Origin of the sequence: Sphaerimonospora thailandensis (assembly GCF_016863115.1) — a bacterium.
In the GTDB taxonomy this organism is placed as follows: domain Bacteria; phylum Actinomycetota; class Actinomycetes; order Streptosporangiales; family Streptosporangiaceae; genus Sphaerimonospora; species Sphaerimonospora cavernae.
Genome location: NZ_BOOG01000079.1, coordinates 1 through 17729, shown reverse-complemented (window position 1 = coordinate 17729; position 17729 = coordinate 1). Strand labels below are relative to the sequence as shown.

General features: G+C 67.9%; 12 protein-coding genes. 9 read left to right on the top strand and 3 right to left on the bottom strand.

The window, feature by feature from the left end; all coding sequences use genetic code 11:
- The first annotated feature begins 304 nt into the window (after positions 1–304).
- Both Mth01_RS27670 and Mth01_RS27665 read left to right on the top strand, forming a co-directional pair.
- Positions 305–790, top strand: coding sequence for an IS5 family transposase (locus Mth01_RS27670; RefSeq protein ID WP_204018906.1), 486 nt, complete (start codon positions 305–307; stop codon positions 788–790).
- A gap of 211 nt (positions 791–1001) precedes the next feature.
- Complete coding sequence (locus Mth01_RS27665; protein WP_204018905.1) at positions 1002–2507, top strand: aldehyde dehydrogenase family protein; 1506 nt, start codon at positions 1002–1004, stop codon at positions 2505–2507.
- Here Mth01_RS27665 and Mth01_RS27660 read toward each other — a convergent pair whose 3' ends face one another.
- Positions 2508–5285, bottom strand: a complete 2778-nt coding sequence (locus Mth01_RS27660) for an AAA family ATPase (RefSeq protein WP_204018904.1) — start codon at positions 5283–5285, stop codon at positions 2508–2510.
- Between the two features lie 13 nt (positions 5286–5298).
- On the bottom strand, positions 5299–6000 hold the full coding sequence (locus tag Mth01_RS27655; RefSeq protein ID WP_204018903.1) for a hypothetical protein: 702 nt from the start codon (positions 5998–6000) through the stop codon (positions 5299–5301).
- 227 nt (positions 6001–6227) lie between these two features.
- On the opposite strand from Mth01_RS27655, the gene Mth01_RS27650 reads away from it, so the two are divergent.
- The 4 genes from Mth01_RS27650 (at position 6228) to Mth01_RS27635 (ending at position 10300) form a co-directional block, all read left to right on the top strand.
- Positions 6228–6515, top strand: a complete 288-nt coding sequence (locus Mth01_RS27650) for a carboxymuconolactone decarboxylase family protein (protein WP_204018902.1) — start codon at positions 6228–6230, stop codon at positions 6513–6515.
- A 120-nt stretch (positions 6516–6635) separates the two neighbouring features.
- On the top strand, positions 6636–7799 hold the full coding sequence (locus tag Mth01_RS27645) for a glycosyltransferase family 4 protein (RefSeq protein WP_204018901.1): 1164 nt from the start codon (positions 6636–6638) through the stop codon (positions 7797–7799).
- 11 nt (positions 7800–7810) lie between these two features.
- Positions 7811–8506, top strand: a complete 696-nt coding sequence (locus tag Mth01_RS27640; protein ID WP_204018900.1) for an MraY family glycosyltransferase — start codon at positions 7811–7813, stop codon at positions 8504–8506.
- 231 nt (positions 8507–8737) lie between these two features.
- Positions 8738–10300: a Rieske 2Fe-2S domain-containing protein gene (locus Mth01_RS27635; protein WP_204018899.1), complete on the top strand. Its 1563-nt coding sequence runs from the start codon at positions 8738–8740 to the stop codon at positions 10298–10300.
- Positions 10301–10326: 26 nt separating this feature from the next.
- Here Mth01_RS27635 and Mth01_RS27630 read toward each other — a convergent pair whose 3' ends face one another.
- Positions 10327–11592: a nucleotide sugar dehydrogenase gene (locus Mth01_RS27630; protein WP_204018898.1), complete on the bottom strand. Its 1266-nt coding sequence runs from the start codon at positions 11590–11592 to the stop codon at positions 10327–10329.
- 332 nt (positions 11593–11924) lie between these two features.
- Between Mth01_RS27630 and asnB the strand changes: the two genes are divergently transcribed.
- Genes asnB through Mth01_RS27615 form a run of 3 tightly spaced genes read left to right on the top strand, consistent with a single transcriptional unit; the run spans position 11925 to position 16356 of the window.
- Positions 11925–13844, top strand: a complete 1920-nt coding sequence (gene asnB, locus Mth01_RS27625; RefSeq protein ID WP_204018897.1) for an asparagine synthase (glutamine-hydrolyzing) — start codon at positions 11925–11927, stop codon at positions 13842–13844.
- Between the two features lie 45 nt (positions 13845–13889).
- Positions 13890–15026: a glycosyltransferase gene (locus Mth01_RS27620; RefSeq protein ID WP_204018896.1), complete on the top strand. Its 1137-nt coding sequence runs from the start codon at positions 13890–13892 to the stop codon at positions 15024–15026.
- A gap of 19 nt (positions 15027–15045) precedes the next feature.
- Positions 15046–16356, top strand: coding sequence for an oligosaccharide flippase family protein (locus tag Mth01_RS27615; protein ID WP_204018895.1), 1311 nt, complete (start codon positions 15046–15048; stop codon positions 16354–16356).
- Positions 16357–17729: the final 1373 nt, after the last annotated feature.

Sequence of the window (17729 nt, the reverse complement as noted above, 5' to 3'; positions counted from 1 at the left end):
ACGGCCACCAACTATGCCAGATATTTACGGAATGATCTCGTACCAGAAACTGTCGCCGGAAAGCACCCAATCCTTGGTAAGCAAGCTCCGTCAAGGTCAGCGGAGAGTGATCATCTGGTCCGACAGCAAAACGGCAAGGAGAGGAGAAAGCACTGCTCAGGTACGTGATCAACCACTTGGCGACCACCCGCAAGACAATTGGAGTCGACTACTGTCCGCAAGAATTTGAGGGCGTGTTTGAGAAGGTCACCGGCGTCCCGCGTAACCACGCGCCCCCCTTCCAACGGGTCGTCATAATGGCCATATGTCCTCCCGCCGCTACCCCTCCGATCTGACGGACGCGCAGTGGGAACTGATCCAACCCTTGCTTCCAGAGCCGAACACGGGCGGGCGTCCGGAAAAGCATCCACGTCGCGAGGTCGTGAACGCGGTCTTGTATGTGGTGCGGTCGGGCTGTCCCTGGCGGTATCTACCTACGGATCTGCCGCCCTGGCAGACGGTGTACTGGTACTTCCAGCAGTGGGAACAGGCAGGGGTCATTACCGAACTGCTGTCCGAACTGCGCATCAAGGCTCGCCCGCAGGCCGGCCGCGAGCAGCCTTCGGCGGGGATCACCGACTCCCTCAGCGTCGATGATGTCGGCCCCGCCGGCGATAACGCCGCCAAGAAGATCAGGGGCCGGAAGCGGCTTATCAAAGACATCACCCGGCCGCTGGTCACCGTCGCGGTGATGGCCGCAAGTTGGCGGGGGCGCGACGACATCGAGCAGACCCTGCTCTGGGCGTTCTGACGACGATCCGGAATGTGTCCGACGCACTTACCACCCATCTCAAACACGCTTTAAGCTGCCCCAAGTGGCGGATGAATGTGATTTGCACCACATTCGCCGGTGCCGCGACGCGTCGACGACGACGACACCGCGAGGGCTTGTAGGCAGGCATGCCGGGTGGAGATTACGGTGGAGTCGAGGCTCCAGGCACCAAAAAATCCGGAGGTCAGCGGTGGCTCGTCAGATCTTTTCCGTCATCGGGGGCAAGGACGTCGCGTCCGGCACGGCCTATGCGTCGATCAACCCGGCGCGGCCCGACGAGACCGTCGCGGCCGTGGCGCTGGCCGACGCCGCCACGTTCGCCGGCGCGTGCCGTACGGCCGCCGCCGCGCAGCGGGAGTGGGCGCGGGTCCCGGCGCCGGTGCGGGGGCGGGTGATCGCGTCGATCGGCCGCCTGGTCGAGGCCAACACCGAGGCGCTGGCCAGGCTGGTCACCGAGGAGATCGGCAAGCCGTACGCCGAGGCGCTGGGCGAGGTGCGGGAGATCGTGGACACCTGCGACTTCTTCCTCGGCGAGGGCCGCCGCCTGTACGGCCAGACGGTGCCGAGCGAGATGCCGGACAAGAGCCTGTTCACGTTCCGGGTGCCGGTGGGCGTGGCCGCCATCGTGACGGCGGGTAACTTCCCGGTGGCCGTCCCATCGTGGTATCTGGTGCCCGCCCTGCTCTGCGGCAACGCCGTGGTGTGGAAGCCCGCCGAGTACGCCGCGGCCTCCGCGCACGCGCTCTACCGGCTGTTCGCGGCGGCCGGGCTGCCCGCCGGCGTGCTGAACGTCGTCTTCGCCTCCGGCGCCGACACCTACGACGGCCTGGAGCTGGCGCTGACCGATGGCACCGTGCACAAGGTGGGCTTCACCGGCTCCAGCGCCGTGGGCCGGAAGATCGGCGAGCTGTGCGGGCGGCACCTGCAGTCGCCGTGCCTGGAGCTCGGCGGCAAGAACCCGATGGTCGTCATGCCCGACGCCGACCTCGACCTCGCCGTCGAGGGCGCGCTGTTCTCCGGGTTCGGCACGGCGGGGCAGCGGTGCACCTCGCTCGGCACGGTCATCGTGCACGAGGACGTCCACGACGAGTTCCTCGGCCGGTTCGCCGAGGCCGTACGGAACGCGAAGATCGGCGACCCGACCGGCGACGTGCTGTACGGCCCGCTGCTCGACCACAGGTTCGCCGAGCGGTACGAGGAGTACCTCACCTGGATCCGGCCGCACCACACCGTGCTGCCCGGGCCCACCGGCCGGATGGACGGCACCGGCCTCTACTACCACCCAGTGATCGTGGACGGGGTGCGCCCCGACGACCGGCTGTTCCTGGAGGAGACCTTCGGCCCGATCGTGGGGGTGACCACGTTCGGCACGCTGGACGAGGCGATCGAGCTGGCCAACCGGCCGGGGTACGGACTGTCGTCGTCGATCTACACCACCGACCCGAAGGCGGCGTTCCGGTTCCGTTCCGGGATCTCGGCGGGCATGGTCAGCGTGAACAACTCGACGTCGGGCGCCGAGGCCCACCTGCCGTTCGGCGGGAACGGCAAGTCGGGCAACGGCAGCAGGCAGAGTGGAATGTGGGTGCTCGACCAGTTCACCCGGTGGCAGGCGATGAACTGGGACTACTCGGGCCGCCTGCAGAAGGCCCAGATGGACGTGGCGGAGATCACGCCCGATCTGGGCTTCCGCATCTGATCACTCGGGGCCGCGGCGGCCGTCGTACCCGAGCAGCCGCATGGCGACGTCCGGATCCATCGCGGCGGCCAGCAGCTGGGCACGCTCAGCCGCACGGTCCCTGGCCGCCTCGGCCTGCCTGCGTGCCCGGCGCTGTACGCGTGCCACCACGACGGCCGCGGTCAGGCCGGTGATCAACGCGATGAGCGCGACGGCCAGTGCGAGCACGAGACCACTCGGCATGTCCTTCGGCGGCTCGGCGAGCACCATGCCGAGCGGCACGAGCAGCAGCACGGCCGCGACCCCGCCGGTGATCGCCCAGAACGTGCCGCCGGACGACTTGGCCGGAACGTGAGCGGACGCCACCGGCGGCGGCCCGCTGTTGCGGGTCGCGAAGCCGTCGTGGCGGACGAAGGCGGGGGCGGCGACCAGCACCGGCGGCGCCGCCGTGGCCACCGCGGCCGCGGGCGCCGAGCCGACCGCCGATGCTCTGGTCAGCTCCCGCCGTGGCGGCACGGGCAGCTCCACCGGGACCGTGCCGTGGCCGCGGTGCGCCTGCGCGGCGGCCTCGTGGTACGACTCGATCTCCGCGTAGAACTCGTCGGAGCCGTAGACGCTGCCGTCGACGAGCGGTCCCCCGGCGCACTCGATGACCGCGACCACGTCGTCGCCGCCCAGCGTCTTGTGCTGTTCCAGGGCATGGGCGACCGCGAGCACCTCGCGGCGGTTGTCGCGCAGCAGGTCGGCGGTCTTGTCCAGGAGGCGGGCGAGGTTGAGCTCGATCCGCTCGGGGATCAGGTCGGGCAGCGGATCGTCGCGTACGCCCCCGGACTGCCGCTGGGCCGCCTTGCCCTCGCGCAGTCCCAGCTCCTGCAGCGCCGGGAGCGAGGCCACGCCGATGCCCATGCCCCAGTGCGCCTCCATGAGCCCGGTCAGCATGGTGGCCGACTGCAGGTCGCCCGACACCCCGGAGGAGTTGTCCTCGCCGAAGAACATCCGTTCGCCCGCCAGAGAGGCGAGGGAGACCATGATGTCCGCCTCGTACTCCGACCTCCACCGGGTGAACTGGTCCTCGGGCTTGATGCTGGCGACCATGCCGAGATAGTCGGCGCCCTTCTCGATCGTCGCGATGTCGATCTCAAGGTGATGCCGGGTGCGGTAGGCGACCACCGCGTGGCAGGCCTCGTGCACCGCCACCGCGTGGCGCTCGCGCTCGATGTACTCGACGTCCTCGGGCGGGCCGAGCTGCTTGAGCCGCTTGGCCCGCATGACGTCGGCCCAGGTGATGACGTCGCGGCCGTCCCGGATCGCGGTGATGAGCGACTCGTTGACCAGGTCCTTGATCGTGGCCCCGGTGGCGTACGGGGTGATCGTGGCGAGCTTGTCGATCTGCTCGTCGGTCAGCTCGTGCCGGACCTTGCCGAAGTAGCCGTGATAGGTCCGGATCCGGCCTGCCTTGGACGGGTAGCCGACCTTGTAGATGCGGTCGATCCGGCCCGGCCGAAGCAGCGCCTCGTCGAGGGCCTCCGGCAGGTTGGTGGCCATCATGATCAGGATGCGGTACTTCGGCGGCGGCTTGGGTCGCATGCCGAGCAGCCGGCGCACGTACCGGTTGACGAAGCCGCGCGGCTTCTTCAGGCCGGAGATCTCGGTGAGCAGCGCCTCGAGCGTGCCCATCCCACCTCCGCCGCCCATACCGCCGCCGAACACCATGCGGTTGGCGATCAGGTGGCGGGTGTCCTCGTCAAGGTAGGCGAAACCGTTGCAGCCGGCCCGTTGAAACGATGCCGCCTGAACGGACGCGGCGCGGCCCCAGCCGCCGGCGCCGCCGGGCCCGGCGGGTCCGCCCTGGGCCAGCGCGCCGCGGTTGCCGAGCGAGTCGGCCTCGTCGAAGAAGACGATCACCCCGCCGTAGCGGAGGGCCAGCTTGCGCAGCTTGCGGAACAGCGACTTGACCTTGAGCACGCCGACGCCGAAGAACATGTTGATGAACGCGCCGGGATCCACGAAGACGTACGGTTTGCCGGTGGAGCCGGCCACCGCCTCGGCGAGCAGGGTCTTGCCGGTGCCCGGCGGCCCCCACAGCAGGATGCCGCTCGGCACGTAGCCGCCCTTGGCCTCGATCTCGTCGGGCCGCTCCAGGAAGACGATGTTCTCCTTCACCCGTTCGACGACGTGGTCCTGGCCCCACACGTCGGAGAATCGGGTCTTGATGTCGTCGGGGTAGTAGACGTCGACGCCGCCACGTGACAGGAACCAGAAGATCGCGACGAACTGGCCGACGGCGAGCAGCATGAGCAGCACGACCTGCAGGACCGTGGGCAGGAACCCCCAGACCGTGGCGGGCACGCTGTACAGCGCCTCGAGCGGGGAGACGTGCTGCACCTTGCCGAGCACGAGCGCGATGACCGCGATCCAGATGAACCATTTGGCCGCGCGGGCGATGCGGTAGCGGTTCCAGTCGTTGAACCTGCGGCGCGTCCAGCGGTTCCAGCCGCCGAAGACCCGGCGCGTCCAGAACCGGTGATAGGCCGCCGAGCGCTCACTGATCAGGAAGTGCGCCTGCCTGGCGGCCTCGATCCCGGCCAGCCACAGGACCCACGAGGAGCTCTCGATCATCCGTACCAGGGCGTCGTGCGCCGACATGAGGCCGGGGAAGGCGACCATGTCGTTCCACATCAGCGCGCAGAACGCGACGGCGAGCAGGATCAGGAACTTCACCCGGTCCCACAGCGCGAGTCGCTTCCTGGTCGCCGAGTCTCGGTCGGCGGGACCGGACCCCGGTGCGCGAAGGCTCATACGAGGGACTCCTTCATGGGATGAGGATGCGCTTGACCTTGAAGGACTTGGCGATCAGATCGATCTCCGCGGCACGCTCGCGATGGCACGCGGGCGAGCAGCGGACGACCAGGCTGGAGATCCGCGTCCCGTCCGCCGACAGGTAGGCGGTCTCGTCGTACGTCTGCGGGGGCCCGATCCCGTGCCGCAGGTTGAAGACGCTGCGCACGCCGCGTACCCCATCCTCGACCGGCAGCACCCGGTCCGTCAGCAGCTTGAAGTCCTTGTACGGATAAATCCCGCTCTCGTCGAGTCGGCGGCGCACGTCGTCGGAGAGCGCGACAGGAAAGCCGAGGGAGTTGCGCAGCATGTTCAGCGAGGCCTGGTTCCGCTGTTCCTCGCTGAGCTTCTGCACCTTGACGAGCACGAACGGCCGGTCGTCGGCTCCGGACGCCCCGGTCACCAGATGATTGATCGACGGCTGCGGGTCGGCGTCGTAGGCCACGATCCAGACGGCCCGTCGCAGGGCCGACTGGTCCTCCTCTCCGAAGACGGCCTTCTCGATCGCCTCCTGGTCGACCTTCCGCCACTGGGCGGGCACCTTGAAGTAGGTCGCCCCGTCATCGTCGCGTACGTACGTGTACTGAGGGCCCGCGCAGCCGGAAAGCAGCGAAGCGGCGAGCGCGGCCCCCATCAGAACCCGAACTCTGCCCAGGTCGTGTCCCAGCGGATGCACGAGGTAGTGATGCCCGTTTTCCCAAATCTCCCTCGCAGGCACGTTCCACGGCATTCCCACAAATTTGACCAAATCGTGCTCGAATTATGATTGCTGTCGTGATGTTGAGCCCGGGAACTGTCACGTTATCAGGATCTGTCTTTCCGGCGTGTAACACCTGGCGACCTCGAACACGACATCTTCATGCGTGATGTCAGGCAATCCTTGGCCGGTGGGGAGCTGAGCATATGGACGGGGTGGCGCTGGAACGCATGTTCTCGGAGGTGTGGTCCGGAGAGAAGCTCACCGATCGGGACCGGCGCCTGCTGCTGCTCGGCCTACTCGTGGGCGACGGCGTGGACGACATGATCGAGATCCAGCTCGACGCGGCCCTGCGCACCGGTACGCTGACCCCGGAGGAGTTGCGCGAGGTGGTCTCCTTCCTCGCCCACTACGCGGGCTGGACCCGCGCCTCCCGGCTCGACGCCAAGGTCGAGAAACTCATCGCCAGGGTTCTGGGCACATCGGAGCGTTGAACGGCCGAAAGCAAGGCGCGGATAGAAATCTGGAAAACCTTCCACGAAACGGCGCGACAGCGGGCGCGACGGAATAGGGCGGCGGGTTAGCTTCTCCGACGTGATCAGGGAGGAGCCCACATGAAACCGGACAACCGGATTCGTGTCATGGAAATCATCGCCCGGATGAACGTCGGCGGCCCCGCCACCCAGGTGGCGGGGCTGTGCGAGCGGCTCGACTCCGACGAGTTCGACCACCGCCTCTACGCCGGCCATGTCGACGGCGGCGAGGGTGACCACCTGAACCTGCGCGACACGGTGATCCCGGTTCACCGGATCCCGGGCCTCGGCCGGTCGGTCAGGCCTGCCGACTACCGCGCACTCCGCCGGCTGGTCGCCGCCATGCGCGAGTTCCGGCCGCACATCGTCCATACCCGGACCGGCAAGGCGGGGGCGCTGGGACGGCTGGCGGTTCGGCTGTCCGGGGTCGACGCCGCGCGCATCCATGTGTTCCACACCCCGCTCCCCCGCGGCCGCCCCTCACGGCTCAGACGGTCGCTGCGCGTCCGGCCGCAGCGGTTCGTCGCGGCACGGTTCGTCGCGGCGGGATGCGACCGGCTGGTCACCGGCGGCTTCAAGGTCAGGGACGACCTGCTGAGCGCCGGCGTCGGCCGTCTGGAGCAGTACGTCGTGATCCCGCCGGGCGTTCAGCTCGGGCCGATTCCCGATCGCATGGCCGCCCGCCGATCCCTCGGCATCCCGGCCGATGTGCCGGTCGTCGCCTACGTCGGACGCCTGTCCAGGGTCAAGCGGCCGGACCGGTTCGTGGAGGTGGCGCGCGAGGTCCTGGAGCGGATGCCCGACTGCCGCTTCCTCGTCTGCGGCGGCGGAGAGCTCAGGGAGGAGGTGGAGCGGGCGATCCGCCCGGTCTGGGACTCCTTCCGCCTGCTGGGCTGGCGCCGCGACGTGGAGACCGTGTACGCGGCGGCCGACGTGCTGCTGCTGACCTCCGACAACGAGGGCACGCCGCTGGCACTTGTCGAGGCCGGAATGGCCGGGGTCCCCGTCGTGTCCACCCGGATGGGCAGCGTCGACGAGGTCGTCAGGGACCGGCGGACCGGCCTGCTGGCCGACCCCGACGTGGCGGAACTGACCGACCACACCGTACGCCTGCTGAAGGATCCCAGCCTGGCCCGGCGGATGGGCGAGGCGGCCCGCCGGTGGACGACGCGGGCGTTCGGGGTCGACCGGCTCGTCACCGACACCGAGGCGCTCTACCGGTCGCTGTGCGGCGTGCCGCGATGAGGCGCCCGCCGATGAGGGGCGTCGCGATCGCGGCGATCACCACGGCGCCGGTGGCAGCCTCCGGTTCCGCCGACTGGCGGGTCGCCCCGATCCTGCTGGCGGCGTGGGCGGTCGCCGTGCTCGGCGTCATCGATGAGATCTCACCGCTCCCCGCGCTAACCCGGCTGAGCGTGCAGTCGCTGGCCGCCGGCGGGATCGTGCTGTGCGGTCTGCAGATCACCCTGACCGGCGAACTGCCGGACGGGCCGGTCACCGTGATGTGGACGGTGGCCGTGACGAACGGCTTCGCCCTGCTCGACCGGTTCGACCGGTTCGACCGTGCCGCCGTGAGCGCCGCGGCGGTGACGGCCGCCTGCCTCGCCTGCGCGGCGCTCGCCTCGTCCCAGCCGGCCCATGCCGTACTGCCCGGCGCACTGCTCGCGGCGCTGGCCTGCGCCTGCCTCGCGGGCCGGGGAAGCCGGCTGGGCCCGTCCGCCTCGCCGTTCACCGGGTTCGTCCTCGCCGCCGCGGCGACCGCCCTGACCTGCGGGCGAGGCAGCGGCACCATCGTCGCAGGACTGCTGCTTCCCACGTCGATCGCGATCGCGGGGGCCGCGTGGGCGGCCCGAAGAGGCGCTGTTCGCGATCGGAGGCGTTCGGCACCGGGCCTTGCGCAACGGTCGCCGCGGCCGAACGCGAAAACGCTCTCCCGCCGGACCAGTTCGTAGTCGAAGCGGTCGAACAATCCGCACATCGTAGGATTTATCACCTCAGCCGATTGGCATTGCCCTTCACCCACTCGGCTTTATTTATCTTTACGGTATTCTTAGTTCGAGATTCCGAAACACCCGCTCGGCCACTCACATCGCATGATTGACTTCGACTTCAGGAGTAAACCATCTGATGGCCTAGCGGGCATGGGCGTTCCATTGATGCCCGGGTAAGGAAGATCGAGGCACATGGCGACGCTCACCTCCATCGGCCACGCCGGGCTCTTCATCGAAACCTCCACGTTCACCTTGGTCTTCGACCCCTGGATGAGTCCATACGGAGCCTATATGGGATCGTGGTTCCAGTTTCCCCGTAACGATCATCTCGACATCAAGAGCCTGACCTCGGCGACCTATGTGGCGATCTCACATGAACATCTCGACCACATGGACTCCTGGTTTCTGGAGCAGCTCAGCGACGAAACCACGGTGCTGATCCCCGCATATCCATCGGACACATTCGCCAACCGGATTCGCGAGTCCGGAGTCGACAGAATCATCAAAATCAATTCATGGGAGCCTTTTCCGCTGGACAACGGCGGCTCATGGATCATGACCATCCCCCAACTGTCTCCGATGTTCCATGACTCGGGGTTCCTCATCGTGACCGAGGGCAGATCGGTACTGAATTGCAACGACGCCAAGTTGACCGCGTCGCAGGCACGCCGCGCCAAGCACCTGGCAGGCGGCCGGCTCGACGTCATGGCCGTGCAGGCGTCCTCGTCGGCCTGGCATCCGATGTGCTACTCGTACCCGGCGGAGGAGGAGCGGCGCATCGCCATGGAGAAGCGGATGATCAAGCTGCGTGCCGTTCACCGTCTGGTGCGTGCCACAGAACCGGAACTCGCCCTTCCCTTCGCCGGCCCGCCATGCTATCTCGACCCGGAGTTGCGCGACCTGAACCGGGTGCTGGACACCGAGCACGGGGCCTTCGTCCACCCGGAAGCCGCCAGGAACTGGCTGAGCGAGCACCTGCCCGGCCAGGCCTGGGAGACATTGAAGCCGGGTGATCGCCTCGATCTCAGGACCGGCGAGATCACACGTGATCCCGTTTCGGCGGAGTTCAGCTTCACCGAGGGAGTCGAGGAGTACATCCGGCGCTACGCCGAGGATCGGGCGGAGGTCCTCGAGAAGATCCGGGTCGAGTACCCCGAACCGGGCCCCGGCTTCCCCGAGCGCTTCGTCAACCACTTCACCCGGCTGGGCACGCTCAGCGACTACTTCCTCGAGCACATCGACATGACGGTCCGTTTCGAGATCACAGGGCCGAACGGCGGAGTCTGGGACGTCCGGATGAATGCGGACGGCCTGGCCATCGGCCCGGCGACCACCGAACGGCCCGGTTACACGATCACCGTGCGGGGGCGCTGGGTCGAGCCCATCCTGGCCGGCGACCTCGCATGGGAAGACCTGCTGCTCTCCTTTCGGATTCGCCTGGGCCGCGACCCCGACGTGTACAACGGCTACCTGGTCGGGCTGCTCAAGCACGCCAACGCACCGGCCCTGGAGGCCGTCGAGGAATACGAGACCGGCAGGGACGAGACCGAACGCATCACCGTCACCGATGGCGACCGGGCGTTCGAGATCGCCAGGTACTGTCCACACGCGGGCGAGGACCTGTCGATCAGCGCCGTCATCGAGGACGGAAAGATCCACTGCCTCAGTCACAACTTCGCCTTCGACCTGGCCACGGGTGCGTGCGTGAACGCGCGATGCGCTCCCCTGGCCACCCGTGAGATCTCGCCGTCCTGAACGTGCAGGGAGTGACCGGCCCCCGGTCAGAGCCGTTCCACGTTGGAACCCCGGCACCGGTCGCGCGTGTCGAAGACGAACGCGCTGGCCCGTTGGACCATCTCGTAGTCGAAACAGTCGTGGTCGGCGAGGATCACGACCGCGTCGGCCGCGGCCAGCTCGCGGTGCGTCACGTCGGTGATCTCTATTTCCAGCCCGGCCGGCAGCTGTGTGAGGTCGACGTGCGGATCGGCGGCCCGCACCTCGGCACCGAGCCTGGCCAGGGCGCGGGCCACCTCGATCGCGGGAGACTCACGACAGTCGCGGGTGTTCTTCTTGTACGCGAGACCGAACAGCAGCACTCGGCTCCCCTTGATCGGCTTGGACCGCCGGTTCAGCGCGAGGGTCAGCCGGTGGACCACATGCTCCGGCATGTGGTCGTTGATGTCGTTGGCCAGTTGGACGAACCGGAAATCGTGCCCGAGGCTGCGCTTGACCTTCCAGGACAGGTACGACGGGTCGATCGGCAGGCAGTGCCCGCCCACGCCCGGCCCCGGCGTGAAGCGCATGTAGCCGAACGGTTTCGTCGAGGCGGCCTCGATGGCCTCCCAGACGTCGATCGCGAGTTGCCGGGCGAAGATCGACAGCTCGTTCACCAGAGCGATGTTGACGTGCCGGAACGTGTTCTCCAGCAGCTTGCACAGCTCGGCCACCTGGATGGACGACACCGGGACGACCTGCTCGACGATGGCGCCGTAGAACGCCTGGATCCGGACGAGGGAGGCCTGGTCGAGGCCCGACACGACCTTCGGGGTGTTCTCCAGCCGCCAGCGACCGTTGCCCGGGTCGATCCGCTCCGGACTGTAGCCGAGGAAGAAGTTCTCAGGGGTCCGCAGCCCCGAGCCCTCCTCGAGAATCGGGCGCAGATACTCCTGCGTGGTCCCGGGATAGGTGGTGGACTCCAGGACCACGGTGGCGCCGTGCCGTACGAACGGGGCGATGGACCGACCGGCCGAGGCGATGTGGCGAAGGTCGGGGGCACCCTCGCGCAGGGGTGTCGGCACCGTGATGACACAGACGTCGAACCCTTCCGCGGCGTCGTAGCCGGCGGTGGCGAGGTACCTGCCCGACCCGAGGGCCGCGGCCAGCGCCTCGTCGGCGATGTCCTCGACATAGCTCTCGGCGGCGTTGAGGCACTTCACCCGCCGGTCGTCCAGGTCGATCCCCACCACGTCGAACCCGGCTTCGACCGCACGCATCGCGAGAGGCAGGCCGACGTATCCCTGGCCGATCACGACCAGTTTCTCTCCCATTCCAGGACCCCCGTGACTTCGAATCGAGCTACCCGCCGACTTTAGAAGTCAAGGGATCTGAAGCCGCCGATTCGACGACGGCGCGGGCGTGTCGTGCAAGGTGGCCGAACCCGCCATGGAAACCGGGGTGAGCGGATTCCGCGAGCATGCTTCGGAGGTCTGTAAAGCCCTGGCAAGGACACCGCCGCACGCGAACGTCGGTCCCCCTCGCCTCTCCGCACGCCGCCAAACTGACACCGCGCCGTCCGTCTTCTCGTCGACAGGCATCCCGAACGGCTCAGCCACCGGGAACCGCGGCATCCGAACCCTTACAAGCGGCGACTGGAGGATCGATGTGCGGGATAGCCGGAACGGCGTCCACGCTGACCCCGGACCCCGACCTGGTCCGCCGTATGTGCGATGTGATCGTCCACCGCGGTCCCGACGGCGCCGGCTACCACGACGACCGGCACGCCTCACTCGGCATGCGCCGCCTGGCCATAATCGACATCGCCACCGGCGACCAGCCCGTCTGCAACGAAGACGAGACCATCGTCGCCGTCTTCAACGGCGAGATCTACAACTACCCGGAGCTCCGCCGCGAGCTCGCCGCCAAGGGACACCGCCTTCACGGCCGAGGCGACTCGGAAACCCTCGTTCACCTCTACGAAGAGCACGGCGCCGATCTCGTCCACCGGCTTCGCGGCATGTTCGCCTTCGCCATCTGGGACCGCACCCGCCAACGCCTCCTCCTCGCCAGAGACCGCGTGGGGAAGAAACCCCTTTACTGGCGGGCAGACGACACCACCATCCACTTCGCCTCCGAACTCAAATCCCTCACCCAGGACCACCGCATGGCCCGCGACATCGACCCCGTCGCCCTGCACCACTACCTGACCTACCAGTACGTCCCCGCCCCCTGGTCGATCTATGAGGGGGTGCGGAAGCTCTCGCCGGGTCACCTGCTCATCTGGGAGCGGGGCAGGGTCACGGTACGCCGCTACTGGAGCCTCGACCGGACCGGAGACGGCAGGGTGGACGAGCGGGAGGCCGAGGAACAACTCCGGGATCTCCTGCTGGAAGCGACCAGGATCCGCATGGTCAGCGAGCGTCCCATCGGCGCGTTCCTCTCCGGCGGCATCGACTCCTCCGCCGTCGTCGCCGCCATGGCCCTGCAGAGCTCCGAACCCGTGAAGACCTTCTGCGTCGGTTTCGAAGACAGCAGGTACGACGAGCGGAGCAAGGCCCGGATGGTCGCCGACCGGTATGGCACGGACCACCACGAACTGGTGGTGTCCACCGACCTGCTCGACATCCTGCCGCGCCTGGCATGGCAGTTCGACGAACCCTTCGCCGACTCGTCCGCCATCCCCAGCTTCTACGTCGCGCAGCTCAGCCGCAGGCACGTAACCGTGGCCCTCAACGGCGACGGAGGCGACGAATGCTTCGGCGGCTACCAGCGGTACGCCCTGATGAACCAGGCCCGAAGGATCCCCACCCTGCCCCGCCCGCTCGCGGCGGTGTCCACGCGGGTCGGCGATCTCATCATCCGGCGGAGCCACGCACGGTCGTCTCTCCGGCGACTCGGCCGGTTGATGCGGTTCGCGGCGGAGCATCCCACCCGTCGCTACGCCACCCTCATGTCCTGCTTCACATCGGACCAGAAGGCCGGCGTCTACAGCGACGCGCTACGCGACCGGCTCGCGGGGACGGACAGCCACCTGCTCCTTGAGGCGATCTACCGCGACTCCTCGGCGGGCACCGACCTCGGGCGCGTCCTCGATGTGGACGTCATGAGCTACCTGCCCGGTGACCTGCTCGTCAAGGTGGACACCACAACGATGGCCAACTCTCTGGAGGCGAGATCGCCGTTCCTCGACCATCACCTGATGGAGTGGGCGGCATCCCTTCCCGGGGGCCTGCATATCCGCGGCGGCCGCACGAAGCTGCTGCTCAAGCGCGCGGTCGCGCCCTGGCTGCCTCCCGAACTGCTGCGCTGTCCGAAGCAGGGGTTCGGTGTTCCGCTCGCCGCGTGGCTCCGCGGCGAGCTGCGCGACCTCGCCCATGACGTGCTCACCGACGACACCGCGCGGAGCAGGGGCCTGTTCCAGCCGGCGGCCGTACGGAACCTCCTGCTGCGGCACGCGAGCGGCGCCGACCACAGCGACCACCTGTGGGCCCTGCTCCAGTTCGAGCTGTGGCACCGCGCGCACGCCGAGCCGAGCGGACTCATCGGGGCGCAGACGGGTTGCCCTCGAGCCGGGAACCGCTGAGCACGATCAATTCAGCACAGAGAGCAGCAAGGGAGAGGTTCCGCCGTGTCTCCGAGAAAGCAAGCCGATCTCCAGCGCGTCGCGCTCCTCAACGGACAACTGGGACTGGGAGGCGCTGAGAGGCAACTGACCCTGCTCGCGCTCGAACTGCGGGCGCGGGGCGTCGAAGTGTGCGTGCTCCTGCTGACCAGAGGCGGGCCCCACGAGGCGACGTTGCGCGACGCCGGCATCGCGGTGCACCACCTCGGCTTCGTCCCGTGGTCGTCCGGCCCGCTGGCGCCGGTACGGAACATCCGGGCCTTCTGTCGCATGGTGCGTCTGCTGCGCCGCTTCGAGCCCGACGTCCTGCACGCGTTCCTGATGGAGAGCTACCTACTTGGGACGCCTGCCGCGCGCCTGGCCCGGGTCCCCGTGATGGTCTCGGGGCGACGCGGCGTGAGTAACTTCAAGAAGCGCAACTGGGCCTTCGAAATCGGCACCATGGTCACTCACCTCGCGGATCACGTGGTCGCCAACGCGGTGGCCGTCGCGCGGGACGCCCGTACGGTCGAGCGCATCCCCGCACACAAAATCAGTGTGATCTACAACGGGCTTTCCCGTTCGGCGTTCGACCCGGTGGAGCCTGAGCTCATCGACACCCGGCTGCCGGTCGTGGTGTGCGTGGCCGGGCTGCGCCCGGAAAAGGGGCATCGATTCCTCATCGACGCCGCCGCCATCCTGTCCCGTCGAGGACGCCCCTGTACGGTCGCGCTCGTGGGCGACGGCGCCGAGCGGGAGAACCTCGAAGCGCGGACACGTGCGCTCGGCGTCGATGTCCGTTTCCTGGGCACCCGGATGGACGTGCGGCCGCTGCTGGCCGGGGCCGACGTGGTGGTGCTCCCCTCGACCGCCGAGGGCTTGAGCAACGCGATCATGGAGGCGATGGCCGCCGGCCGGCCTGTCGTCGCGACGGCCATCGACGGCAACCCCGAACTGCTCGAGGACCGCGGTGTCCTCGTCCCTCCCGCGGACGCCGCGGCGCTGAGCGACGGGATCCTGCGCGTGCTGGACGACCAGGAGTTCGCGGCCGGACTCGCAACCGCGGCACGTGCGTGGGCGCGCAAGAACCTCGACCTCGACATGATGGTCGACGAGCACGTCGCCCTCTACCGTCGCCTGCTCGAGGAACGATGTGCGAGGTAGCCGGCTCCGTGTCCCGGTCATGAGCTCCTCCCTGACCGCCGTCGCCGGCATCCTGGCCAGCCGCGTGCTGCGGCTGGCCCTGGGAGCGGTGACGGGGGTGCTCATCGCGCGCACCCTGCAGCCCGAGGGCAGGGGCGTCTATTCCGTGATAGCGACGACGGCCGGCGCCGCCATCGTCGTGGGCCACCTGTCGCTGGAGAAGTCGCAGATCGCCTTCTGGCCGGACCTCTCCCGCCACCGGCCGCTCATCACGAACGCGCTGGTCCTCGGCATGTCCCTCGGGTCATTCGCGGCGCTGGCCACGGCCGGATTCGTCATGGTGAACGACCTGCCCGGCACATTTCCGCTGTGGGCGACGGCGCTGCTCGCCATCCCGTTCGGCAGCGCTTCCGTGAATTTCACCGCGATCCTGCTGCTGCGGTCGCAACGGAAGGCGGTCAACCAGGCCACGGTGATCGCCTCGATGGTGCAATGCCTGCCCATTCTCGCCCTCGCGGCGGCCGGGCACGTCACCATCACGAGCGTGGTCATCTGCTGGGCCGCGTCCACCGTCGTGCCGTTCTTCATCTCGCTCCGGGCCCTGTGGCCGATCTCCCCGCGCTGTGAGAGGAGTCTCGTACGGCGCCAGGTCAGCCTTTCTGGCCGCTACCACGTCGGGCTCGTGGCGTACAGCTTCCTTCTCAGCGCGGACATCTTCCTGCTGAGCGCGATGGACTCCGCGGCCACCGTGGGTCTCTACACGGTGGCCGTGACGGTCACGAGCCTGGCCCGGATCCCCGCGGACTCGATCACTCAGGTCGTCCTTCCGAGACAGGCCGTCAGCGGAGCACTCGAGGCGGAGCGGGTCACCGCCCACACGCTGCGGCTCACCCTGCTCATTTCCACAGTCTTCCTCGGGCTGGTCGCCGCCGCCTCTCCCTGGCTGATCCCGCTGGTGTACGGCGAGGCCTTCGCCACGAGTGTGGCTCCCCTGCTGGTGCTCGCTCCCGGCGCGGTCGCGCTGACCCTGGTACGGCCGGTCGAACAGTACCTGGTGCGGCTCGGCCGGCCGATCACGATGACGGCGATCTCCTGTGGGGCGCTGGCGGTGAACCTGCTCCTCAACCTGGTGGCGATTCCGCAGTGGGGAGCGGTCGGCGCGGCGCTCGCGTCGACCGTGGCCTACACGCTGCTGGCGTCACTGGAGACGGCGTGGTTCCTGCGATCGGCACGGATGTCCGCGTCCGAACTGGTGCCGCGCCTTGCCGATCTGCGCAGGGCACCGGTCTCCGCCGCCGACTCCGGTGAGGAGACGCCGCGAGCGGAAAGCGCGCCGCAGCAGGTTCCCTGACCGCGACACCCGAGGCGATCGCTCCGGTCCTCTTCTCGTCGCCGCGCGGCCTTGGTCCAGGCGACCGCGGCCAGCAGGCTCACGACCATGACGATCGGCATCCGCTGCCGGAAGATGAGACCGACGTTGGACATGCTCGTCGCGTACACAATCGTGGAGGGCACGATGAAGAGAAGCATCATCATCAGCGTTCTCCGATGCCGGCCCCACAGCTGACGCGCTCCACACACCCCGCAGAAGAGCAGGTAATACCAGAGCAGCGTTTCGATTTTCGCGAGCTGCAACACAGCGCTTCCGCCCATCCAGGGAAACGGTGACAGCAGTGTGTAGGCGAGCTTCGGCGCGAACGCACTCCACGGGTTCCCGCCGTCTTCGAAGACGACCCCGGAACCCCCCTCCGCGTTCGCGAGGCGGACCGTCTCCGACTGCCCGCGTTCAAGCTGCGCCTGCATCGGTTCGACCACCGCGTTCTGCGTCGCTTCGGGAAAGAACATGACGGGCACCAGCAGCCCGGTGAGAAGGGCGAGGGCGCACAACGGGAGAGCGCGCCTGGCCCCGACGAAGCCGAGGACCAGAGGCAGCCCGCACATGAACACCATGTAGGGGCGCACGTGCCACAGAGCCCACAGCAGCGGCAGGAGCAGCAGCAGTTTCCGGATGTCGAATCTCTGGACGTTCGACGCGGCCAGTCCCAGGCACGCCACGACGCAGAACACATTGAAACCGTCTTTGAACGTGTCCGACGTGTGCAGCAGGAACGCGGGCATGAACGCCGTCAGGACGAGAAGCCGGTAGGAGGCGCGTTCGTCGGCGCCGATGATCCTGGCGAATCTGTACATGACGATGCACAGCGCGCACGCGATGAGCGCGATCACAGACGTGCATGCCAGGAGGGCCGGGCCGTCGCACACGTAGAAGATGAGCGCGAAGAGATTGCACGGCACCGCCACGCCGTCGAGGGAGCTGATCTGATCGGAGGTGACGAACTGGAAGCCCTCACGTTGCCAGTACGCGACGACCTCCAGTGCCCTGTACTCGTACGTGTAGTTGTCGCCCCCGTACGGCAGCAGACCACTCCGCACGACCAGGACATGGATGACCAACCGTACGACGAACGCCAGGAGCAGCACCCGCAGGGCCCGCCACGCCACGTCTCCGTTCAGGAAAGTCTGGACAAGAAAGACAAGCATCATCGCGGAAATCGCGACGACTATGTATTCCACAGAGAATCACCTGAACGATATGGCGCACGGAACGGGAGAGCAGAAACGTCTCGACACTGTAACCCGGTAAACGTGCAGGTCGCCGGGCACGCGGCCGCCGAACGTTCCAAGTCACGGCAAAGGATCCGGCAACCGCTCAGACCCGCGGCC